This is a genomic window from Candidatus Laterigemmans baculatus (genome assembly GCF_010367455.1).
GTDB lineage: Bacteria > Planctomycetota > Planctomycetia > Pirellulales > Pirellulaceae > Laterigemmans > Laterigemmans baculatus.
The window spans coordinates 130,828-152,514 of record NZ_WRPR01000112.1 but is presented as its reverse complement, the minus strand read 5'-3'; the positions used below and the strand labels follow the sequence as shown (position 1 = coordinate 152,514).

General features: G+C 64.6%; 18 protein-coding genes. 12 read left to right on the top strand and 6 right to left on the bottom strand.

What is annotated here, in order from left to right; genetic code table 11:
* Window positions 1–303: 303 nt before the first annotated feature.
* The 7 genes from GNK13_RS18680 (at window position 304) to GNK13_RS18650 (ending at window position 7,512) form a co-directional block, all read left to right on the top strand.
* On the top strand, window positions 304–1,818 hold the full coding sequence (locus tag GNK13_RS18680; RefSeq protein ID WP_164104063.1) for a sodium:solute symporter family protein: 1,515 nt from the start codon (window positions 304–306) through the stop codon (window positions 1,816–1,818).
* An 83-nt stretch (window positions 1,819–1,901) separates the two neighbouring features.
* Window positions 1,902–3,554 carry a TrkH family potassium uptake protein gene (locus GNK13_RS18675; protein WP_164104062.1) on the top strand — a complete coding sequence of 551 codons (1,653 nt, stop codon included), beginning with the start codon at window positions 1,902–1,904 and terminating at the stop codon, window positions 3,552–3,554.
* 48 nt (window positions 3,555–3,602) lie between these two features.
* Window positions 3,603–5,261, top strand: coding sequence for an NfeD family protein (locus GNK13_RS18670; protein WP_164104061.1), 1,659 nt, complete (start codon window positions 3,603–3,605; stop codon window positions 5,259–5,261).
* 19 nt (window positions 5,262–5,280) lie between these two features.
* Window positions 5,281–5,649, top strand: coding sequence for a divalent-cation tolerance protein CutA (gene cutA, locus GNK13_RS18665; protein WP_164104060.1), 369 nt, complete (start codon window positions 5,281–5,283; stop codon window positions 5,647–5,649).
* Window positions 5,650–5,664: 15 nt separating this feature from the next.
* Window positions 5,665–6,048: a hypothetical protein gene (locus GNK13_RS18660; protein ID WP_164104059.1), complete on the top strand. Its 384-nt coding sequence runs from the start codon at window positions 5,665–5,667 to the stop codon at window positions 6,046–6,048.
* A 140-nt stretch (window positions 6,049–6,188) separates the two neighbouring features.
* Window positions 6,189–6,416: a hypothetical protein gene (locus GNK13_RS18655; protein WP_164104058.1), complete on the top strand. Its 228-nt coding sequence runs from the start codon at window positions 6,189–6,191 to the stop codon at window positions 6,414–6,416.
* Between the two features lie 337 nt (window positions 6,417–6,753).
* A complete protein-coding gene (locus GNK13_RS18650) occupies window positions 6,754–7,512 on the top strand; it encodes a class I SAM-dependent methyltransferase (protein WP_164104115.1) in 759 nt (252 codons plus the stop codon).
* 27 nt (window positions 7,513–7,539) lie between these two features.
* Here GNK13_RS18650 and pepT read toward each other — a convergent pair whose 3' ends face one another.
* Window positions 7,540–8,844, bottom strand: a complete 1,305-nt coding sequence (gene pepT, locus GNK13_RS18645) for a peptidase T (RefSeq protein WP_164104114.1) — start codon at window positions 8,842–8,844, stop codon at window positions 7,540–7,542.
* Window positions 8,845–9,008: 164 nt separating this feature from the next.
* Between pepT and GNK13_RS18640 the strand changes: the two genes are divergently transcribed.
* Window positions 9,009–9,848, top strand: a complete 840-nt coding sequence (locus tag GNK13_RS18640; protein WP_235935336.1) for a 3'-5' exonuclease — start codon at window positions 9,009–9,011, stop codon at window positions 9,846–9,848.
* A 241-nt stretch (window positions 9,849–10,089) separates the two neighbouring features.
* Here the strand turns inward: GNK13_RS18640 and GNK13_RS18635 are convergent, their stop codons facing one another.
* Window positions 10,090–10,956, bottom strand: a complete 867-nt coding sequence (locus GNK13_RS18635) for a hypothetical protein (protein ID WP_164104057.1) — start codon at window positions 10,954–10,956, stop codon at window positions 10,090–10,092.
* Window positions 10,957–11,448: 492 nt separating this feature from the next.
* Here GNK13_RS18635 and GNK13_RS18630 point away from each other — a divergent pair, with 492 nt between their 5' ends.
* On the top strand, window positions 11,449–13,386 hold the full coding sequence (locus GNK13_RS18630; RefSeq protein ID WP_164104056.1) for a hypothetical protein: 1,938 nt from the start codon (window positions 11,449–11,451) through the stop codon (window positions 13,384–13,386).
* A 228-nt stretch (window positions 13,387–13,614) separates the two neighbouring features.
* On the opposite strand, the gene GNK13_RS18625 is transcribed toward GNK13_RS18630, so the two are convergent.
* The 4 genes from GNK13_RS18625 to GNK13_RS18610 form a co-directional block, all read right to left on the bottom strand.
* Window positions 13,615–14,604: a deoxyhypusine synthase family protein gene (locus GNK13_RS18625; RefSeq protein WP_164104055.1), complete on the bottom strand. Its 990-nt coding sequence runs from the start codon at window positions 14,602–14,604 to the stop codon at window positions 13,615–13,617.
* Between the two features lie 99 nt (window positions 14,605–14,703).
* On the bottom strand, window positions 14,704–15,663 hold the full coding sequence (locus GNK13_RS18620) for a DUF1559 family PulG-like putative transporter (protein ID WP_164104054.1): 960 nt from the start codon (window positions 15,661–15,663) through the stop codon (window positions 14,704–14,706).
* Between the two features lie 36 nt (window positions 15,664–15,699).
* Window positions 15,700–16,227 (bottom strand): hypothetical protein, encoded by a 528-nt coding sequence (locus GNK13_RS18615; RefSeq protein WP_164104053.1) that lies wholly within the window; start codon window positions 16,225–16,227, stop codon window positions 15,700–15,702.
* Between the two features lie 183 nt (window positions 16,228–16,410).
* Window positions 16,411–17,370, bottom strand: a complete 960-nt coding sequence (locus tag GNK13_RS18610) for a lipoprotein N-acyltransferase Lnb domain-containing protein (protein WP_164104052.1) — start codon at window positions 17,368–17,370, stop codon at window positions 16,411–16,413.
* 536 nt (window positions 17,371–17,906) lie between these two features.
* On the opposite strand from GNK13_RS18610, the gene GNK13_RS18605 reads away from it, so the two are divergent.
* The 3 genes from GNK13_RS18605 (at window position 17,907) to GNK13_RS18595 (ending at window position 21,672) form a co-directional block, all read left to right on the top strand.
* Window positions 17,907–18,725, top strand: coding sequence for a hypothetical protein (locus GNK13_RS18605; RefSeq protein WP_164104051.1), 819 nt, complete (start codon window positions 17,907–17,909; stop codon window positions 18,723–18,725).
* 416 nt (window positions 18,726–19,141) lie between these two features.
* A complete protein-coding gene (locus GNK13_RS18600; protein WP_164104050.1) occupies window positions 19,142–20,230 on the top strand; it encodes a DUF1559 domain-containing protein in 1,089 nt (362 codons plus the stop codon).
* A 407-nt stretch (window positions 20,231–20,637) separates the two neighbouring features.
* Entirely contained in the window at window positions 20,638–21,672 is a 1,035-nt protein-coding gene (locus GNK13_RS18595; RefSeq protein WP_164104049.1) for a hypothetical protein, read from the top strand.
* Window positions 21,673–21,687 lie beyond the last annotated feature (15 nt).

Here is a 21,687-nt window from a genome sequence, read left to right as displayed (position 1 = left end):
GGAGGGTCGCGAGGAACGAGCGGGGAGGGCATCCGCAACGCTGAATTTCACTTGGGGCTCATCGTTAGGGATTGCTCCCCCTCCCCTCGCTGACGCTCGACCCTCCCGGGGGGAGGGTGTCGTTGCTCGATACGAACCGGTGGGCTCGTCCGCTCTCGAACCGCGGCCGGTTTGGGCTCGGCAGCGGCTAGAGTTTCGTTACTATTTTGCGGTTCGCGTGGGCGGTGCCAGGGCGTCGAAAGCGGCGAGTCGGGTACCGGCTGGCGCGTTTTATCTCCTGGCTCCTGAGATGGTGGGACGCGGATGCACGCTACTTCCCCGCTGTCGGAAACGATGCTTTCCGTCTTCGCCGGTGCGTTGCTGCTCTATTTGCTCGCGATGTATGCCATCGGCTACCTGGCACAGCGGAGGATTCGCAACGTCGAGGACTTCGTGCTCGCCGGACGGCGGCTCCCGGTCTCGCTGGCGACGATCACGATCATCGCGACGTGGTTCGGTGCCGAATCGCTGATGACGACCGCCGACGAGGTGGGCAACGAGGGTCTTCGCAAAGCGATGCTCGACCCGCTCGGGATCGCCCTCTGCCTGCTGCTCGCCGGGCTGTTCGTGGCCGGGCCGATGTGGCGGATGAACCTGCTGACGGTCCCCGACTTTTTTTTCCGTCGGTTTGGGAAGCGGGCCGAGATCGTCTCCTCGCTGATCCTGGTCCCGAGTTATTTCGGCTGGGTCGCAGCCCAGTTCGTCGCCCTGGCTCAGCTGCTCGAGACATTTTTTGGCATTCCCAAAGAGGTGGGGATCGGCTTGGTCGCCCTGTTCGGCACCGGTTACACGTTGCTCGGCGGGATGTGGACGATCACCTGGACCGACGCGGTGCAGATCGGTTTCATCCTGCTCGGCTTGCTGATCCTGGGGTGGGCGGTGCTGGTCGAGCTCGGCAGCGGGCAACCGCTCTCCGGGGTCGACCGGCTGTGGAATGACACCGCCGAGGAGCGGTGGCGGATCGCTGATCCCGAGACGTTTTGGCGGGACACGCTGACCGCCCTCTCGGCTTTAGCGATTGGGGCTCTGGGGAATCTGCCGATGCAGGATTTGATGCAGCGGATTTTCTCGGCCGGTTCGGACCGCATCGCCGCCAAGGCGTGCCTCTGGGCCAGCGGCGGCTATCTGCTGATGGGCGTGCTGCCGGTCGGGACGGGGATGGCCGCCCACCTGCTGTTGCCGGAGGCGACCGGGGAGCTGGAAGACGTGGTGATGGTCGTCGCCAGCGGCTTGCTGAGCCCCTTGCTGCTGCTGGTGTTCTTCCTCGCGATCGTCTCGGCCGTGCTCTCGACGATCGTCAGCGCCGTGCTCGCTCCGTCGGCGGTGATGGCCCACAACTTGGTCGAGCCGCTGCTGCGCCGTCAGCTGGGGCGAAAACCGTCGGAGCAGTCACTGTTGCTGCTGCAGCGTGCCTCGATCCTCGCGGTCGCCATCGCCTCGGCGTGGCTCTCGTACAGCGGCGAAGGAGCGTATGAGCTGGTCCAGGGCTCGTATTCGATGGCCTTGGTGGGTTTGTTCGTGCCGTTCCTGGTGGGGCTGCGGACCCGCCGTGCACCGGCCACCGCGGCGATCCTTTCGATGATTTTTGGGATCGGGCTGTGGAGCCTGCACATGCTGCTCGGCTGGGAGATTTTCTTCGAGCCGTGGCTCGAGCCGCGGGGAGTTCCGCTGCCGCATGAATTGGCGGCGACGGTGGCCAGCGGGCTCGGGTTCGTGCTCGGCTGGGGGCTCGCCGGGTCGAATCCGGTCGAGGCAGACCCGGTGGAGCTCGGGCGGTAGCGAAGGGTCCCCCCTAGATCGGAACCGGAGGAAGACCGACAACATCTGCAGTTTCCTTCCCCCTCCCGCTCCCGTTTGGCCGCATGAACTATCTGCTGCTCAGCCGCTTGGTGGGGATCGTCTGCCTCTTGATCGGCGGCTCGATGGTGTTCAGCCTCCCCTGGGCCCATCCGGCGCTCTCCAACCGCACGCTCGCCGCACCGCTCCCCAACGAGCATGTGGAGTGGGCCGGCGTCCTGGGGCTGCTCGGCAGCATGGCGATCTGTGGGATGGTCGGGGGAACTCTCTGGTGGACCGGGCGAGCGGCTCGGGGGCCGCTGTATCGCAAGGAAGCGATGGCCGTGGTCGGACTCTCTTGGGTGCTGGCGACGATCTTCGGCGGGCTTCCCTACTACCTGAGCGGGACGATGGTCGCCGAACAGCGACCGATCACGATCATCGAGGCGCTGTTCGAATCGCAGTCGGGCTTTAGCACCACCGGGGCGACGGTGCTGACCGATTTAGAGAATCCGGACCTGGTCCCCTACTGCATCCTGTTTTGGCGGAGCAGCACGCACTTCCTCGGCGGGCTGGGGATCGTCGTGTTGTTCGTCGCGATTCTCGGCCAGGGCTCGGCGGGAAAAGCGATGATGCGGGCCGAGATGCCCGGTCCGACCAAGGAAGGGAGCATGCCGCGGATGCAGCACACCGCGCTCGTCTTCGCGGCGATCTACATCGGCCTGAACATCGTTCTCTCGGCGATTTACCGGCTCGAGGGCATGACCGGGTTCGACGCGATCTGCCACGCTTTCGCCACGATGGCCACGGGCGGCTTCAGCACCTACAACCTCAGCCTGGGTGCCTTCAATAGTCCGCTGATCGAATACACCACGATCGTGTTCATGGTCCTGGCGGGGACGAACTTTACGTTGCTCTATCTGACCGCCGTCGGCCAACCGATGCGGCTGCTCCGCGACGTCGAGTTCCAGACCTACATCGGGATCATCGTCGTGGTGACGATCGGCATCATGTTCTTTGGAATGCGGTACGGGGATCCCCATTTTGGCGACGCCACCGAGGCCCTCCGCTTCGGATTGTTCCAGGTCGTGTCGATCTTGACGACGACCGGCTATGGCACGGCCGACTTCGACGTCTGGAACAATTTTGGCCGCGGCGCACTCTTGCTGCTGATGTTCATCGGCGGCTGTGCGGGCAGCACCGGGGGGGGAATGAAGGTCATCCGCCATGTGCTGTTTTATAAAATCCTCCGGCTCGAGATCGAGCAGGCTCACCACCCGCGCGTCCGTCGCCTGCTGCGGGTCGGCGGCCAGCCGGTCGAAGATCCCGATCTGACGCGGAACATCCTGGTCTACTTCTGTTTGATCCTGGCAATCTTCATCGCCTCCTGGATGCTGCTGATCACGTTTGAGCCCGATACGACGTGGGGCGTGGCCCGCGACGACACCGGCGAGCTGACGCTGATCACCCCCACCGCACCGACCGAAGCGCATGCGGTGGAGATCGAGCGGGAGATGATCCGCAGCATGCTCGGCGAAAAACTGCTCGACTCGGCGAGCGCGGTGGCCGCTACATTAAACAATGTCGGCCCCGGACTGGGGGTCGTGGGAGGAACCAGGAACTACGCCGGGTTCAGCCAAGGAGCCAAACTGTGGTTCGTGTGGCTGATGATGCTCGGCCGCGTCGAGGTGTTCAGCATCCTCGTGCTGATCTTCCCGGTGTTCTGGCGACGCCACTGAGCGTCGGCCAACCGCCCGCTCACCGTCACCCCTTCACGAGCTTCCGCCATGCTGCTCGCTTTCCGGCTCTCGCCGTGCCTGCTGTTCGCCCTCGCCATCCTCGCAGCGTGCAGCTCGTCTTCCCCCGCTGCGGCCCAGCCCCCTGCTTCGGAACCGGCCCCCACAGCGGAACCGGCCCCCACAGCGGAATCGGCCGCTGCTGCGGAATCGGCCGCTGCTGCGGAACCGGCCGCTGCCGAGGCTGCCCCGCCGGCCGCCGGGGCGATGGCTCGCCCGAAAACGTTCGTGATTCCGCTCGAGGGGGTGATCGAGCCGAATCTGCGGGGATTTCTGGAGCGAAAGTTCGCCGAGGCCCGGGAAGCGGGAGCGGAGTTGATCGTGCTGGAGATCGACAGTCCCGGGGGACGGCTCGATACGACGTTTGAGATCGTGACCCTGATCCGCGAGGCGGAGGATGTCGAGACGGTGGCCTACATTCGCCAGAACGCGCACAGCGGGGCGGCGATGATCGCGCTGGCTTGCGATCGCATCGAGATGCATCCCGAGGCTCAGCTCGGCGACGTGGGGGTGATCATCGGCGGTCCCTTCTCTCCCTTCCAGTACGTCGAAGAGAAGCAGCGGAGTCCGGTCGTCGCCTCGATCCGGACGCTCGCCGAAGCCCAGGGGCGACCGGCGGCGCTGGCCGAAGCGATGGTCGACAAAGACGTCACGGTTTATTCGCTAACGCACCTCGAGGACGGCCGCCAGCGGTACGTTACCGAAGCCGAATGGGAATCGATGGCCGACCAAGAGCAGTGGCGGCGGGGGCCACCGGTGTTCGAATCGCGCGAGGGGACCTTCCTGACCGTCAGCGGCTCGCGAGCGGTGGAGCTGGGTTTGGCGGAGGCGACCAGCGAAGGGCTGGACGAGACCCTCGACCGGCTCAACGCGGTCCGCCCGGTGACGCGTCTGGAGCGGACCTGGGTCGACAGGACGGTCGATCTGCTCAACTCGGGCTGGGTCGCCGCGCTGCTGATCCTGATCGGTCTGATCGCCCTCGGGGTGGAGCTCTGGGCTCCGGGGCTGGGGATCGGTGGCCTCGTCTCCGCACTTTGCTTTGCGCTGTTCTTTTGGAGCCGGTTTTTGGGGGGCACCGCCGGTTGGCTGGAGGTGATCCTGTTCCTCGCGGCCCTGGGTTTCCTCGCTGCCGAAGTGTTCGTGTTTCCCGGGTTCGGAGTGGCGGGAATCGCGGGCATCGGCTTGCTGGCTTTTTCGCTGGTGATGGCTTCGCGACGGGTGCTGCTGCCGCAGTCCGGGCAAGACTGGTTTGACCTGGCCACGACCGTCGTGGCGGTGTGTGCAGCCTTGCTGGGGGCGGTGGTGGTTGCCTTCCTTGCCGCCGACTCGCTCACCTCGCTGCCGTTGTTTCGGCGGCTGGTGCTCGAACCGCCCGCGCCGCAAGGCACCCCCGCGGCCAGCGACTCCGGAGCCGAAAGCGAGTGGCTCGAGAGTGGCAACAAGAAAGAGCCGACCGCGATGCCCCCCGCCTGGCAACGGATCGGCGTCGGCGACCTCGGGCGTACGGTTTCGCCGTTGCGACCGAGCGGCAAAGCGGAGTTCGCCGAGGACGTCGTCGACGTCACGACCGAAGGGGAATACATTGCCGCCGATGCGGCCGTCCGCGTGATCAAAAAACAGGGCATGCGGCTGACGGTCCGCTCCGCCTGACGCACTGGAAAGGATGACCATGACTCACCTCGACGCCGTTCAGATCGTCACGACGGTCGCGGAAAAGTCTGCCGCCGAGACGCTCGCGCAGGGGCTCGTCCAGCGTCGCTTGGCTGCCTGCGTGCAGATCGATGGCCCGCTCGCGAGCGTCTACCGCTGGGCGGGCGAGATCGAACAGGCGAGCGAGTTCCGGTTGACCCTCAAGACGACCGCGGCCGCCGCTCGGCAGGCGATCGCGTACCTGGGCGAGGCGCATCCCTACGACGAGCCGGAGATCCTGATGATCCCGGTCGCTGGCGGCAGCGACGGTTACCTTCGCTGGCTGGCTGCTGAAGTGGACGCCGATGCGGCCGGTTCCGAAGCAAATGGTTCGGATGCGGATCGCTGAGCGGGGAGAGGGACGATGAAGCCGTTCGCGATTTATCTCTACGGGCCCGGCGGCGGCCCCCTGCCGAGTCGCTTTGAGGACGTGGCGGTGCGGCTCGAGCAGATCGAGCGACTGCACTTTGAGTGGGACGGCTCGTTCGCCTGGCGCGGCGAGCACCGGGAGCAGGGGGAAGGAGCTGGCCGATGGCAGCTCGACGGGATGCTCTACGATCTCGGCCCGCAGATTCAGTACGTGGATCTCAAGGGGAGCTGCCCGCGGCACGTCTGGCGGGAACTGGTTTCGATCCTGGTCGGGGAGCGGAACGACGAGCTGTCGATCCTCCGCTTGCCGCACCGCGAGCCGTGGGACCAGCGAGGCTTTGAGGAAGAAATCTGGGGAAAACCCGCGCAGCCGAATTAATTGGCATAACCGTTGCTTGATGGGGGAGGTGACTGACAGGACCGCCCACCTCGGCGGCTCGCCGTCAGTCCCACCGGTCCACTGGAGATTGGACAGGCCGAGATTATCCCCCTTTGCTCTGGTAAATCAGGAAGAATGCCATGTTGACCACCACCCCCACCGCTGTCTCTTTCACGACCGTTCCGTCTCACTATGAGAGCCTCCGCGAGGGGAGTGGGGATTGCGGGCCGAGCCCGGAAGAAATCTATCGCCGCGTCCGCGAAATTCGGGCGTCCTGGGGTTTGGAAGAGCGGATCGCACGTCGCCGCGAAGCTCAGAACCGCTTCGAGAACCTGGTCGAAGCCCTGTGCGGCGGACACGCAGCCTGAGTCCTACTTTCTGGAACTAGCGACCCGATGACCATCCGCAGCGACGGCTCGGAGCACCCTCACCCGAGGGCGGCTCACGAGCCGTTTTGCGTTTCGCTCCTGATGGTAGCGCAGCCCCGCGACGCACAGTTGTGCCCGGCGCTCCGCTTTGACCCTGCGGCGCGCTCCAGAGCAGTTTGCTCGTCGCTTGCAAACTTAATCTCGTTTTTACAAAATCGCCGGCGTGAATCCCGACCACCCAGCGCCACCCGATGCTTCTTCGCCCGATGCTTCTTCGCCCGATGCTTCCGCTCCGGATGCGGCGGTGCTCGAGGCGAACCGGCGAGCGTGGGACCGGATGGTCGAACAGCGGCGGCCGCTCTGCCAGCCCGCTAGCGATGCCGAACTGGCAGACCCCCTGGCGCATGTCGATCCCTTAGGGTGGCTCGGCGGAAACATCCGCAACTGGCGAGTCCTCTGCCTGGCTGCGGGAGGTGGTCGCCACAGTGCGCTCTATGCGACCGCCGGTGCCGCAGTGACGGTGGTCGATCTGAGTCCGGCGATGCTGGAACTGGACCGCGCCGTGGCCCAGGAGCGCTCGCTATCGATCCGTGCGATACGCGGAACGATGGACGATCTGCCGATGCTGCGGGACGGTGAATTCGATCTGGTGATTCACCCGGTCAGCACCTGTTACGTCCGCCGCGTCGCCCCGGTATTCGCCGAAGTCGCCCGCGTTTTGCGTCCTGGCGGGTTGTACGTCAGCCAGCACAAGCAGCCGGTGAGCCTGCAGGCCTCGATCGATCCCCAGCCCACCGGCGGTTACCAGCTACGGCACACTTACTACCGCGAAGCGCCGGTTCCGCCGCCGACCGAGAGTTGCAGCTCGGCGGCCAGGCTGCGCGAATCGGGAGCGACCGAATTCCTGCATCGCTGGGAGCAGATCATCGGGGGCATCTGCCGAGCGGGATTCGTCATTGAGGACTTGGTCGAACCGGTGCACGCCAAAGAGGACGCCGAGCACGGTTCGTTTGCCGACCGCGCCCGCTACATCGCTCCCTACGTGCGAATCAAAGCCCGCCGTCGCGGCAGCGGACCAGCCCTCTGGCTACCGTAGGCCGACTCAGTACTCAGTACTCAGTACTCAGTACTCCGTCTTCCAGAGGCGGAGCAGTTCGACCAGGTGCTCCACGGCCGCGACCATTTCGTCGAGGCTGGCGAATTCGTGCAGCGAGTGGATGTTGTGCTGACCGCTGGAGAGGTTCGGCGTCGGCAGCCCTTTCTCGGTCAACTGCGAGCCGTCGGTCCCACCTCGAATGATTGTCTCTTCGCACTTGCGGCCCAGATTTAACATCGCTTGTCGGGCGAGCTGCACCGCCTCGGGGAGTTTTTGAAGTCCCTCCTTGAGGTTGCGATACTGCCGCGTGACCTCGATCTGGCAGTCGAGGCCGGGGAACGCTTGTTGGGTGCGGTCGACCGCCGCGCGGACCTCGGCCGCTTGCCGCTCGAGTTCGGCCGTATCAAAGGACCGCAGCAGCAAGCGAACTTCGGCACGACCGACTCCGCCTTCGAAGTGATAGGGGTGGACGAACCCGTCCCGCCCGTCGGTGACCTCTGGAGCTTGGCGATCGCGAGGGAGAGAGGCTACGAACTCGGAAGCCGCTCGGAGCGCATTGACCATCCGGTCTTTGGCGATCGCCGGATGGATGTTGCGGCCGGTGAACGCGACTTTCATCGCATCGGCCGAGAACGTTTCCACGTCCAGCTCGCCAGCTCCGCCGCCATCGATCGTGTAGGCGACGGTGGCGTTCAGTTTCTGCAGATCGATCTTTTCAGTCCCGCGACCGATCTCCTCGTCGCAGGTGAACAGGATCTTCACCGGACCGTGCGGCAGCTCGGGATGTTCGCTCAGGTGCCGCGCCAGCTCCATGATGATCGCCACTCCCGCTTTGTCGTCGCCACCGAGCAGCGTGGTGCCGTCGCTGGTGATCAACGTGTGGCCGACGAGCTCCCGAAGCTCGGGTGCGGCGTCGACAGCGATCTTGGCTCCGCTTTCGAGCTCGATATCGCCTCCCGCGTACGACTCGATCACCTGCGGGCGAACATTCTTGCCAGCCGCTTCGGGGGAAGTGTCGAGGTGGGCGATCAGAGCGACGGTCGCCGGCCCGCTGCCGCCCGCTGCTTGCCCGCCCGCTGCTGGTCCGCCCGCTGCTGGTCCGCCCGCTGCTTGCCCGCCCGCTCGGCCCGCGGTGGCGGGAATCGTGGCCCAGACCAAACCATGCTCGTCCTGATGGACATCCTCCAGCGGCAACTCGGCGAGCTGTTCGGCCAACAGCCGCCCCAGCTCCCGTTGCCCGGGGCTGCTCGGATAACCGCTAGCATCCGGATTGGCGGTCGATTCGACCCGCACGTACTGAAGAAAATTCTCCAACAGCCGTTGGCGGTTGATCGCCGGGCGGGGAGATTCAGAGAGTGGGGCAGAATTGGAAGTGCGGGCGGATTCGGGAGTGCTAGCCACATCGGGCTCCAATCGAGACGCTGTTACAATCACTGGACCAGATTCACGCCAACTGATTATCCACGACTTTTGAAATCCGCGGAGCCCCGTGTCCGATGAGCCAGTGTGACGACGTGAGCTACTTTGTCTTCGACGTCGAAAGCGCGGCGGACGGCGAGTTGATCGCCAACATCCGCTATCCGGGAGACGACCTGCAACCGGCTGAAGCGATCGAGCGGTATCGCGCCGATCTGCTGGCCGAGTCCGATGGCAAGCGGGATTTCATTCCCTACACCTTCCAGGTCCCCGTGGCGATCGTGGTTGCCAAGGTGGCTTCCGACTTTCGCTTCCTCGATCTCGTCTCGCTCGACGAACCGCAATTCCGCTCGCACGTCATGACCCAGCAGTTTTGGCGAGGCTGGGATGCCTACAACCAGCCGACCTGGGTCTCGTTCAACGGCCGCACGTTCGACATGCCGCTGATGGAGCTCGCTGCCTTCCGCTATGGCTGCTCGCTCCCCAATTGGTTCCGGCCCAAAGCCAAATCGTTCGACCAACCTCGCAATCGTTTCAACTCCCACTGCCATCTCGATCTGCTCGACGTGCTGACCAATTGCGGAGCGACGCGGTTCACCGGCGGACTGAACTTGGCCGCGGAGCTGATCGGCAAGCCGGGCAAGATGTGCGTCGAAGGCCACATGGTGCAGGACATGCACAACGACGGCGACCGCCAAGGCATCAGCGATTACTGCCGCTGCGACGTCCTCGACACCTACTTCGTCTTTCTGCGGTGCGCGGTCCTGCGAGGCGAACTGACGCTCGAGCGCGAGCATGAGTTAGTCGCCCAGTGCAAGGAGTGGATCAGCGACCGGGCTGCGGAGAGCGAAGCCTACTCGCGCTATTTAGCCGGCTGGGGCGACTGGAAGAATCCCTGGGCAGCACCCGTGGCGTGCTGAGCGGAGTCGACGCGGGCGTGCGAAACATTTATCAGCCGCCACGCGCTAGCGTTCGTTCAGAAAACCCGCAACAACACCCTCCCCCTGGGAGGGTCGCGAGGAACGAGCGGGGAGGGTATCCGTAACCTCGGATTTTACTCGGGGCTTATCGTGTGGGATTGCTCTCCCTCCCCTCGCTGACGCTCGACCCTCCCGGGGGGAGGGTATTATGCAAGGGGCGCTTGAGCCGACGCTCCGCGGATCACTCGGGTCGCGGCGGGGTCGCGGGGGGAACGTCCTCGGCAGCGGTGTTTTCAGCGCCGGGCGGGGCGAACCGCGACTCGAACTGGACGCTGTCGAGGAACTGCGTCGCGTTCACATACAGGTGGCTCGGGAGCGACTTTTTGTTGCGATCGAGGATCGACCGCATCGCTTCGACCGATCGCCGCACGCGTTCATAGGTGCGGCTGCCGAGTCCGACTTCATTCACCGAGCGGTTCGCCAGGGCTTCTTCGACCGTCACCCGGTACGGCTCGAGAACGTCGGCTTCGAGCAGCGCCGGCCAACGAATCTTGCCCGTCTCCGGGTCAATTTGCTCGGCCGTCAGGCGATCCGCGCCTTCCGCTTCGGCGATCCGGCGATAGCCTTCCATCGAGAGCGGTTCTCGCCGCGTCGCCTCCTGGTAGTCGAACCACAGGTCACGGCGAGCATAGTAGGTCTCGGCGTAGCGGAGCGAATTTTCAAGCGACCGCCGATAGGCCTCCTGATAGTTCATGGCGGCCAGCGAGTTGTCGAGGTTCGCCGCTCCTAGGCCTCGCGCCAACTGACCCGCCCCTCGCAGATAACCCTCGGCAAAAGTGCTGCTGTGGTCGAGAAAGCTCATCGACTGATCCGGGTAGCGGATTGCGGGGGCGTAGCCAGCTTCGGCCGCGATTGCCGCTGCCTGAGCTCGCCGGTCCCGCCGCAGGGGTGCCGCTGCTTCAGGCACCGCCGGGACCACTCCATCGGCCGCAGCCGGCTGGGGCGGGGGAGGCGGGGCGGGTTGAGCAGCCTCTTGAGCCGAGGCCGGAATCGCCATGGCCACCATCAAGGCGGCACCTACCGTCGATCGCTGGAAGAGAGAGTTCATCGCCTTGGTCCCTGCCATGATTGGGTTATCTGCCACGCCGGATACAGTTTCGATTTAATTGCGGAGTGTAGTAAATGCAAGGATCATGCCATCGGACGAGCAGGCAGACCTGCGAAGCGGCAGCCGCTCAGTGCTGGCGGGGGGAAGGGGAAGGCAGGAGCCGTAGAATGCTGGCAAAACGTTTCCGCAACGCTTCCCGCACTCCCACACCTGCTCTCCCACATCGGCTGGCTGGAGCGAGTCGCTCGTGGTGGATGCTAGAGAGCGGCAGGGGCCGCAGTGTCTCATCTTGAGACGCCGATCTCACCCTTCGTGCGGAGGGGGCAAGCCGGGCGGCTGGTCGCTTGCTCGGAGAAGACGATACACTGGCTCCATCGATTTTCGTCGCTGGCATTTGCCGTCGCCTCCGCTCGTGCTGTCCGGAAGCTCGCCAGCGACCCTCGCTTCGGCGCCTCGAGATGTGGCGCCGCTTGATTTTCAGCGGACTCGCCGATGCACCGCACTCCTCCATTGTTGAAGATCAGCCCGCGGATTACGGCGCTGCCGATCATTCACGGCAGCGGTCAATGCGCCCTGCTCGTCCGCCGCTGGATGCTCGAGCACGACTTTGACTGCGTGGCGGTCCCGCTGCCGGAGTCGTTTCGCGAGCCGGTCGAGCAGGCGGTCCTCGAGCTCCCCAATCCCTCGATCGTGATCCAGCCGGGGCGAGCGGAGATCGAGTATCGCGAGTGGAACGGGGAGCCGGCGACGGGGATGGGGGGCGAGTACGACGAGGAGGACGAGGAGGATGAACGCGACTCGCTGCCGCTGAGCTATGTGCCGATCGATCCCTGCCAGCCGGTGATCATGGGGATCCGCGCGGCGATGGGCGAGCACATCCCGCGGGCGTACATCGATCTGGATACCGATCGGTTTCTGCCCCTCTCGGCCTCGATGCCCGATCCCTACGCGCTGCGGCAGGTTTCCCCCGAGCGGTTTGCCGCGGCGCTGCTGCCGGGAATCCCCAAGCCGCCGGACCGCCAATCGCGCGATCGCATTGTCTACATGGCGAGGCAGCTCCGAGAGCTAGAGAAAACGCACGCGCGGATCTTGGTGATCAGCAGCGTTCTGCAGTGGCCTTGGCTGCGAGAGGCGTATCGCGAAGCGGACGCACTGCGGGGCGCGGAGGCTTGTCCGGAGCCCGATCCGGTCGAGCGACCGGTGGCGTACGAGCTTGCTCCCCGCTCGCTGATGTTTTTGTTTGGCGAGCTGCCATTCATCACCGGCTTGTATGAGCGGGCGCGGGCGGAGCTCGAGGATGACGAGAACCTCTCGGTCGACGGCGTCAAGGAATTGCTCGTGGCCGCCCGCGATGCCTATCGAGCCGACCTCGGCAAGCGGGCTCGGCGGATCACGCCGCTGCTGCTCTCGCAGTGCCTCAAGTACATCCGCAACCTGTCGCTGCTGCATCGCCGGATGACGCCCGATCTGTACACGATCGTGACCGCCAGCAAACAGATTCTCGGCGACCAGTTCGCGCTGCATGTCGTCGAGACTGCGCGGAGCTATCCCTATGAACAACCTCCGCTCGACGCGCCGCGAGTGACGCTCGGGATCGATCAAGCGCGGCTGCCCGATGGTGAAATCGTGCCGCTGGTCAGCCGCCTAGCGGGCCCGGCGACGACTTGGCAAACGGTCGAGCTGCAGCGGCGACCGACGAGCGACGAGCAGCGTCGCTGGCGGTACCAGTGGAACCCGCTCGGCCAGTGCAGCTACCCGCCCGAAGACAGTCGCATCGAGCGATTTCGGACCCGCGTCTTCGACCGCGCGAGAGCGATCACCGGAGCCGACCTGGCGCGGACCGAGAAGTTCACCACCAGCGTCAAGGACGGGATCGACATCCGCGACACGCTGCGGCATTGGTACGAAGGGGAGATCTACGTCAAAGTCATCCCGCCCGACCGCGGCTCGCTCGACGCCTGCGTGATGCTCTTCGACAGCCCCGCCGACCCCCGCGATTATCCCTGGCGGACGACCTGGTTCGCCGAGCACGAGGAGGAATCGACGCTCGCCTTCTACGCCAGCGATTTCCGCCGCGAGGTCGTCGGCCCAGGGATCTGTCTGGCGAATTACGGGGGCGCGATGTTCCTCTACCCGCCCCGCATGATCCACGACATCTGGAACGACCGGCGGCTCGACTTCGCCGAAACGCTTGAGGAACGGCTCCTGGCGGCCGCCTGCATGCATGGCCGTAGCCGGCAAGTCGCGCTGCTCAGCTGGCTGCCGCCGGGAGCCGGCTGGCGGAGGCTCGCCCGCCGCTTCCGCAAACAACTGGTCCACGTCCCGCTGAGCGCCTTCAGCGACGCCGAAGTCAGCCAACTGCGGATGGTCCACGTGCTCAACGGAACCCACGTCCGCAGCTACGCCGAACACTTCATCCGGAAAGCTTAGGGAGAGGGTTCAGGGAGCAGGTTACGGGCAGAACTTTCTTTTCGTACTCGTACTCAGCGCAGCGGTACTCGTACTCGTACTCGAATCCTTTGTCCGGGCTGCCTCCGAGTACCGCTGCGCTGAGTACGAGTACCGCTCCGCTGAGTACGAGTACGAGTACGAGTACGAGTACGAGTACGAGTACGAGTACGAATGGGAACCGCGTGCCTGCTACCTGCTACCTGCTACCTACCACCCGAGCAGGTAGGCGAAGATCAGTGGCGCGACGATCGTGGCGTCGCTCTGGATCATGAATTTGGGCGTCTCGGCGTCGAGCTTGCCCCAGGTGATCTTCTCGTTGGGGACCGCCCCGCTGTAGCCGCCGTAGCTGGTCGCCGCGTCGCTGATCTGGCAGAAGTAACTCCACATCCGGATGTCGGCTTTGAGATCCTGATTGAGCAGCGGGACGACGCAGATGGCAAAGTCGCCCGCGATCCCGCCGCCGATCTGAAAGAACCCGATCTTCGACTCGTCGCTCGTCTCGCGATACCAACGAATCAGCCGCTCCATCTGTCCGGTGCCGCTGATGTACGCGCTGTGCGAGGGAACAACCCCCTCGTAGACGCGGGCGGCGAAGATGTTGCCGAGCGTCGAATCTTCGAATCCGGGGACGAAGACGGGAATGCCGGCTTCCTTGGCCGCCAGCACCCAGGAGGCGGAGGAGTCGACCTGGAAGTGCTGTTCGAGCTCGGGATCGTCGAGCAAGCGGAACATGAACTCGGCCGGCGTCTTGGGCTCATTCTGCTCGCAGGCTTCGATCCACAGCTTCAGCAAGCGGGCTTCGATGTTCCGCATGACCGTTTCGGGGATGCAGGTATCGGTGACGCGGTTAAAGCCTTCTTCGAGCAGCTTCACCTCGTCCTCGGCCGACAGCGCCCGCCAGTCCTGGATGATCCGGTACTCGTCATGAGCCACCAAGTTGAAGATGTCTTCTTCCAGGTTGGCGGCGGTGCAACTGACCGCATGCACCAGTCCCGCGCGAATCATCTCGGCGAGCGACAGCCCCAGTTCGGCGGTGCTCATCGCGCCCGCCAAACTGACCAGCATCTTGCCTCCCTCGTCGATGAACTGGCGATAGCCGCGGGCTGCGTCGATCGTTTCCCGAGCATTGAAATGCCGGTAATGATGCTCCAGGAAAGCGGCTACTCCCGGCTTTCCGTTGCCATACGCCTGACTCATGATCTTTGCTTCCTCGCGGGTGACGTTCGAACAAGCGGTCGAAGATAGCCCCGCGAGAAAGGTTTGCAACCAGCCCTGCCAGTACGCAGCACGCAGTCCTCAGTACTTCGTGCTGTCGACCACTTCCGAGCCTTGGCGGGTGGCCAGCGCCTTGTAGACCGCCAGGTCGATGTTGTCGCTCAAGTGCCGGACCGAACCGTCGCCCATCACGAACCCGGTGACGCCTCGGTGGTAGCTGCTGAAGTCCTCGAAGTGCCCGACCGGATGGTTCGGCGTGTGGTCGGTGACGCCGACGATCCGGGCTTCGAACTCGTTCGCTTCGGGGATCGCCCCGTGCCAGATCGTGCCTCCCAAGCGACTGCTCCGCTCGCCGACCATCAGCGTCGTGCTGGTGCCGTCGACGATGTCCCGCATCCGCAATTGGCTGTTGGCGTAGAACAGCCCGTCGCCCTTGAAGGGATTTTCATGGAGGTCGAACGTGCCGAACACGCCCGAGTAGTTGCACTTGGCGATCTCGAACAGCGGGTGGAGCCCCTCGTCGGCGTGGGAGGGTCCGTGCTCGTGATCGTGGTCGTCGTGGTCGTCGTCTTCGAGCGACCCGATCCCGCTGTGACCGTGACCGTGGCCGTGCAGCCCGTCTCCCTCGGCGATCGCAAAAATGCTCGGCCCGATGTCGCTCGGGCACATGAAGTTGCTAACCGTCATCGTCCGCACCGGGCTGTGCTCGGGCGTCTCGATCGGCTCGTTGAAGTTGATCAGATCGTGCCCCGGCTGCTGCTCCATGAACGGCAGCAAGCCCGCGGCCCAGCCCCAGCCGGGCTCATGATGCTCGTCGATCGCATCCCAGCCATCGGGAAAGTAGCCGTAGGTGTCATGGTGGTTGTGCAGGGCGATTCCGAGTTGCCGCAGATTGCTCTGGCAACTCATCCGGCGGGCGGCTTCGCGAGCCGCTTGCACCGCTGGCAGAAGCAATCCGACCAGCACTCCAATGATGGCGATCACCACCAACAACTCGACCAGCGTAAAGGCGCGGCGCGCAGAAACTCGGCGTACAGACATCTCAGGAAACTCACGTGATTTGGAAAGACGAATGGACTAAACCAAAATCACGTCGCCAGGAGGGCCCCGCAGCCGGTCCCCACGGAGATCCGCGGCACTGAACCCAGGGCCGCTCGCAGCCAGTGCCGCCTGAAGCTGCGGTACCGGAGGGAGCATCGGCAGCGGCTCGGCCAGCGGCGTCTGAGCCGACCCGGTAAAGCCACACACGGCACAGTCGTCGCCGCACGCCGCGTCTTGAGGGACGGTTGCCGCAATCGCTGAGCAGTGGTCTCGATCGCTCGCCGTGGGGCAGCAGTCACGAGTCGCCGAGGACTCCGCCGCACCATCACTGGCCGCACCATCACTGGCCGTCGCTGACGCCTGATCGTGGCAGGGAGCTTCGTGCGAGTGGCCCGCGTGCGAGTGGCCCGCGTGGAAGTGGCTTCCGTGTGCATGGCCCTGATGCGGAACTCCCGCCGCCGCGTGCACCCACCCATACTGGTGCGCCGCTGGGATGGCTAAGCCACCAACCAGATAGGCGAGGAGGGCGATGCGGGCGGCAAACAGCTGCATGGGAGCAATCAAGGGAGCCAAGTCGATCGAGACACTTGTTTGATAATCTTTGCAAAGGAGCCGTCAAGAGCGAAACGCAAAACCGCCCGCATCTTCACGCAACTTTCGTGATTCAGAACTTCTTCAGCAATGTCCAGCTCATCAGCCGCCACGCGCTAGCGTCCGGTTGTCACGGCGTTTTTTAGAAACCGGGGGCTAGCGCCCGGCGGCTGATGCAATAGCCGCGTTGGAACTCTGGCGGATTTTCTGCGAGAACTCGGGGGCTCCTAAATGCTGGCGGACGCGGCTGGAGACCCAGGCCTGCCGCCGTGCCTCTTCGAACGGAAGCGTCGTCTTCAGCAGCCCGAGCGAGTGGGCGAGCCGATCGCTCTGACCGGGCAACTGACTCCGCCAATCAGCCGGCACTTGCCCCAGCTGCGTGCGGTTGAGGTGTTGTACGAGGTTCGTCGTGCAGTTGTTCGACAGCGAATCGTAGAACTCGGGCTCGGCGACCAGCTGGTCGACGCGCTGCAAAACATCGCGGAGCAAGCGGGCGGCCGCCGCTCCCGTGGCGCGAGTCTCGTAGAGGTACAGGTCGTCGCGGCGGACTTCGGCGCGGAGCCCGTACAGGTCGGGTTCGTCGGCCAGCACATACATTAATTCAAACTGGCGAGCCGCTCCGGCGACGACCGAGTACGTCTCGCCCCGCTCCAGGCGAGCTTCGACCGAGAGCCCCAAGCAGCGACCGTCGGCCAGCCGGAAGCTGAGCATCGTGTGGGCTAGCAGCGGCATGTCGCGAAACGGAGCGACGACGAAATCAACTCCCTGCACATCGCCCCAAGCGAACTGCCAGTCGGCGTGCCGGACCTCCTTCGACTCCTCGCTCCGCCAGCGACATTGGCGGACATTGCGGACCGTCACTCGTCGCTGATCCCACTCGACATACGGCAGCACCGCCTGCTCGATCCGCCACAGCCGCTCGTGCGACGGGACCGGAACCTCGAGAACCGCCTCGCCCGCCGCGGCCGTCCTCTCCAGCAGCGCCCCATCGAGCAGCGAGTTACCGGCGGGAACTTGCGCGCAGCCGCCGAGCATGCACCCAACCAGCCCGACCGCGCAGCAGAGCCAGGCGAAGTTGACGCAGCGGCGGCAGAGGCTTAGGCGGGACGGGTTCATCACGCCGCTTCCAGTCGCAATTCCGAGCCTTGCGAGTCAACCCCAACAGGAGGTAGCGGGAGGCGTAGGGAGCGGAGAGGAGCCACGGAAAGACACGGAACAGCACGGAAGCACGGAAGCACGGAAGCACGGAAGCAAGGAAGCAAGGAAGCAAGGAAGGGGCGGGGAGCAGCGAGAAGCGGGCTGGAGAGGGAGCTAGCAATCACCGTCACCTCCTGCCGTCACCTCCTGCCGTCACCTCTTGCCGTCACCTCCTGCCGTCACCTCTTGCCGCTCCTCTTCTCTTCCCTCTTTCCTTTTCTTCCGTGACCTTCCGTGTCCTTCCGTGGCTCACCCGTATTTCCTTCCGTGGCTCACCCGCATTTCCTTCCGTGGCTCACCCGTATTTCCTTCCGTGGCTCACCCGTACCTCGAGGCCCCGGCTTTCCTTCAAGGCGGCGTGCGGGACGTGCCGATTGTCGGAGTTATGCCGCGGTCTTTCCGCGTCTTGGCTCGATCCGCGCCTTCGGTGGCGACTCGTACTGGTGCTTTCGCAAATGTCCCACTACGCCTACTGGTCACTGCACCGGATGCCTTTTGGGCGACCGGAATTGGCCGATGACTTTTTTGCGGGTCGCCCGCAGCGGGAAGCGCTAGCGCGGCTCGACTATCTGATCTCGGGGGGCCGCAGCAGCGGGTTGCTGATCGCCCCGGCCGGCGCCGGGCGGACGATGCTGCTCCACCGGATCGCGGTCTCGGCGGGCTTCGGGGACACGGCCGTCGATATGGTTCGCACCGGGGCCCGCAATCGCTCGGCCGAGGAGTTGTTGGTCCATCTGGCGCAGCGGCTCGGAGTCACGCATCTCGGAGTCACGCACTTCGGGAGCGGGCGACTGGGAAGCGGTCGACTGGGGGACGTGTACCGTCAAGTCTCCGAGCGGATCGCCGCCTCGGCTCGCCAAAGTGTCCGCACCGTCTGGTTGCTCGACGATGCGACGACGCTGGCCGCGGAGACGGCCGGGGCACTGGCTGCGGAAACGCCCTGGTTCACCGCCGTGATCGGCTGCTCGCCGCACGATGCATTGTCGCTCGCCGCGGCCGTGGGAGGCTGCCCGCTGCGGATCGATCTCGATCCATTTGACCTGGCCGATACGGCGGGATACATCCGCCACGCTCTGGCGCAAGCGGGCGCCCGCGAGGAAGTTTTCAAGGACGCGGCCATCGTGCGACTGCACGAGCTCGCCGAAGGCCGCGTGGGGACCATCGCCCGGCTGGCCGACCTGGCCTTGCTGGCGGGAGCCGGCGAGCAAGCGAAGCAGATTTCCGCCGAGCTCGTCGAGGCGGTGCAGTACGAAGTCATGCCCGCGGCCGCCTAGCTCTAGCCAAAGCCCGGGTCACACACCATCACCCTCCCCCCGGGAACTGGTCTCTACACAAGTCGCACGACCTGTCATCACCCTCCCCCCGGGAGGGTCGAGCGTCAGCGAGGGGAGGGAGGGCGATCCCTACCGATAGCCCCAAGTGAAACTCACCGTCGCGGAAACCCTCCCCGCTCGTTCCTCGCGACCCTCCCGGGGGGAGGGTATTGGCTGTGCCTTTTCTAGCCCTTGGACTTGTGTAGAGACCAATGCCCGGGGGGAGGGTATCGCGCACGTTTACAGCTCGGGCGAAAACGCTGGACTTTGCGAAGCAGCTTGTGTCATACTAGGGGCGAATCCTCTGGCGGTGGGATGCTCTGCAGCCCCACATCCCCGGCCGTCCCTTCTTGTCTCAAGTTCTTCGGAGTGGTGCGATGTCTAAACGCTCTCGTCCTGGTTTCACCTTAGTCGAGTTGCTGGTCGTTATCAGCATCATCGGCGTCCTGATGGGCCTCTTGATTCCAGCGGTCCAAGCCGCCCGTGAAGCCGCCCGGCGGACCGAGTGCGCAAACAACGTCAAGAACCTCGCCCTGGCCGCGGTGACGTACGAGACGACCAATCGCAAGCTGCCCGGGTACATCAATCACTTTGGCTCGTTCAGCGGTGCCAACGACCCCGGCGATCCGGACAACACCTACACCACCGCACACGAAAAGTACGGCACCTGGCACGTCGCCCTGATGCCGAACCTCGGCGCCCAAGCGACCTACGAGCGGTACAACGAAGACAAGTACCCGCTGTATGCGACCGACACGCCGAACGCGGTGGGCGGCTGGCACATCAACTCGGTGCCGAACATCCCGATCTTCGTCTGTGCAAGCGCCACGGGAGTCGCATTCGACTCGCAAGAGGCTGCGCAGAACACCTACATCTCGAACAACGGCTTCTGGCCCACCGAGGCTGCAAATGGCACCGACGCTGGAGATCCTGCGACCTATGGAGCAGTGACGGCAGTTCAATTGAAGAACGTCGAGACGAAGGCGAACGGCGCATTCAATAACAAGGCTGAGGCCCTCGGTCCCGTTGGGCCCACGATCCGCATGGATGATTTCAAGGATGGCGGCAACAACACGATCCTGTTCAGCGAAAGCCTTCAGGCTCAACCGTGGAATCGTTGGACTCTGGGCTCGAGCACGACTGCAGCCAATGCGAAGGTGATGCAGGGGATGGTCTTCCACTTCCGCGACGAAAGCGAAGGCACGACGCTGGCACCCGCACCGGAATCGGTCATGAAGATCAATTGGCAAGCGATGGAAGGACAGATGACGTCGGCCGACGCTCCGTTGTGGGCCCGTCCCTCCTCGGCTCACAACGGCGGGGTCAATGCCGGCTTTGCCGATGGCGCGAGCCGGTGGGTGAGTGAGTCGATCGACTATCGCGTCTATCAGGCCTACCTGACCCTCCGCGGCAAGAGCAGCAGCGTGCCGTTCAAAGAGTTCGTGCCGGCTGGCGACGCGCTCTAATCGCGACAGCACTCCGAACTTTTCTGCGACCCCACGGCGAGCCGCTCTCGCCGTGGGGTTTTTTCATGCGCTCCCACCGCCCCGCGCATCTACTGACTCTCACGGAGTCCATGTCCGGATCGGGCCGGGGGTGCAACCAGGAAGCGCACGAAGGGTGGCCACGGAAGGACACGGAAAAGCACGGAAAGGAGTGGGACCGCGGATAGCACGGAGAACGCGGATGAAGGGGGAGTCCGAAAGCCCACAATCCGTGTCGTCCGTGGTTCAACTTTCCTTCGTGCACTTTGTGGTTGTACTCCCGGTCAGATCTTTTTGGCGCGGGATTTGTACTTTCCCCATGTAAATGACCGAACACGCGAGCCCACGAGTCAGGCCGCATCCATTTACACACTCAGGAGGAAAGGCAGATGAACGGGACGTCACGAGACCGGGACGATTTCCAGTCGCGCGCTACGAACCAATCGCACCCAGCGGCCGGCACCAACATCGAACTGGAAACGACCACCACGACGATCGAGAAAGGCAAGGCTGACCAAAACGGTGGTGCTCGCAGCGCGACCGAGCGAGCCAAGGCTGAGCAGGATCACGTCCGGCAGCAGGCTGCCCATGCCGGTGATCAGGTTCGACGCTCGGCGGCTGAAGCAGGAGAGCGAGTTCGCCGGCAGACGCGGGAAACCGCGGAGCTCGTTCGCGAGCAGGCGATCGAGCAAGCCGGAATGGTCAAGCACCGGGTGGTCGAGCAGGTCGATTCCCAGAAGAACGGTTTTGCGACCAAGATCTGCGATGTCAGCAGCGCCTTGCAGCGTGCGGCCGACGACCTCGAACAGCACCATGATCCTCGGCTCGCCGCCCAGGCTCGTTCGCTCGCTCAGCGGATCGAGGGGATGGGCAACCACCTTCGCGACTCGCAGGTCCAAGATCTGCTCGAGGACGCTGAACACTTCGTTCGTCGCAATCCCACGCTCGTGCTCGGCGGCTTGTTCGTCGCCGGCCTCTCCTTGGCGCGCTTCCTCAAAGCCCGCCCGCCCCGCTATCAGAGTGCCGGCTTCCAACCGCCGGCCGGCGGGCCGGCGGGCAGGCCCACTGGAGCGAACCCCAGCGCGCAGCGGGGCCCGGTTCCGCCGTTGCCGCACGACCATGAATTGACCGTCGGCAGCAATCCGGCTGCGGCCGGTTCGGCGGGAATGGCTCAACCCGGACAGGGAAGCCTCGGACAAGCGAGCATGGGCCGCCCGGCAACGCCGCCGACGACCCCGCCGGCGACCGGGTCGCCACTTGGCACCAGTGCTCCGCGGAGCGGTGCTTCGCCCAGTCCTAAACCGTCGACGGATCAGTCCCCTAGTTGCTCCACTCCCGCGGGAAATAGCTCTCGAGGAAACCAATCGCAGCCCAGCCAGAGCGGCGATCGAAATTCGGGCGGCTCCGCTCCGCGGCCCCGCTGAGTGCGACTTCGACCC

Bases quoted from the DNA above. Each gene is read 5' to 3' on its own strand.
- GNK13_RS18655 (WP_164104058.1), top strand. From the start codon at position 6,189: ATGTTGACCACCACCCCCACCGCTGTCTCTTTCACGACCGTTCCGTCT.
- GNK13_RS18630 (WP_164104056.1), top strand. From the start codon at position 11,449: ATGCACCGCACTCCTCCATTGTTGAAGATCAGCCCGCGGATTACGGCG.
- GNK13_RS18595 (WP_164104049.1), top strand. From the start codon at position 20,638: ATGAACGGGACGTCACGAGACCGGGACGATTTCCAGTCGCGCGCTACG.
- GNK13_RS18620 (WP_164104054.1), bottom strand. From the start codon at position 15,663: ATGTCTGTACGCCGAGTTTCTGCGCGCCGCGCCTTTACGCTGGTCGAG.
- GNK13_RS18605 (WP_164104051.1), top strand. From the start codon at position 17,907: ATGTCCCACTACGCCTACTGGTCACTGCACCGGATGCCTTTTGGGCGA.
- GNK13_RS18660 (WP_164104059.1), top strand. From the start codon at position 5,665: ATGAAGCCGTTCGCGATTTATCTCTACGGGCCCGGCGGCGGCCCCCTG.
- cutA (WP_164104060.1), top strand. From the start codon at position 5,281: ATGACTCACCTCGACGCCGTTCAGATCGTCACGACGGTCGCGGAAAAG.
- GNK13_RS18675 (WP_164104062.1), top strand. From the start codon at position 1,902: ATGAACTATCTGCTGCTCAGCCGCTTGGTGGGGATCGTCTGCCTCTTG.
- GNK13_RS18680 (WP_164104063.1), top strand. From the start codon at position 304: ATGCACGCTACTTCCCCGCTGTCGGAAACGATGCTTTCCGTCTTCGCC.
- GNK13_RS18610 (WP_164104052.1), bottom strand. From the start codon at position 17,370: ATGAACCCGTCCCGCCTAAGCCTCTGCCGCCGCTGCGTCAACTTCGCC.
- GNK13_RS18670 (WP_164104061.1), top strand. From the start codon at position 3,603: ATGCTGCTCGCTTTCCGGCTCTCGCCGTGCCTGCTGTTCGCCCTCGCC.
- GNK13_RS18640 (WP_235935336.1), top strand. From the start codon at position 9,009: ATGAGCCAGTGTGACGACGTGAGCTACTTTGTCTTCGACGTCGAAAGC.
- GNK13_RS18625 (WP_164104055.1), bottom strand. From the start codon at position 14,604: ATGAGTCAGGCGTATGGCAACGGAAAGCCGGGAGTAGCCGCTTTCCTG.
- GNK13_RS18650 (WP_164104115.1), top strand. From the start codon at position 6,754: ATGGTCGAACAGCGGCGGCCGCTCTGCCAGCCCGCTAGCGATGCCGAA.
- GNK13_RS18635 (WP_164104057.1), bottom strand. From the start codon at position 10,956: ATGAACTCTCTCTTCCAGCGATCGACGGTAGGTGCCGCCTTGATGGTG.
- GNK13_RS18600 (WP_164104050.1), top strand. From the start codon at position 19,142: ATGTCTAAACGCTCTCGTCCTGGTTTCACCTTAGTCGAGTTGCTGGTC.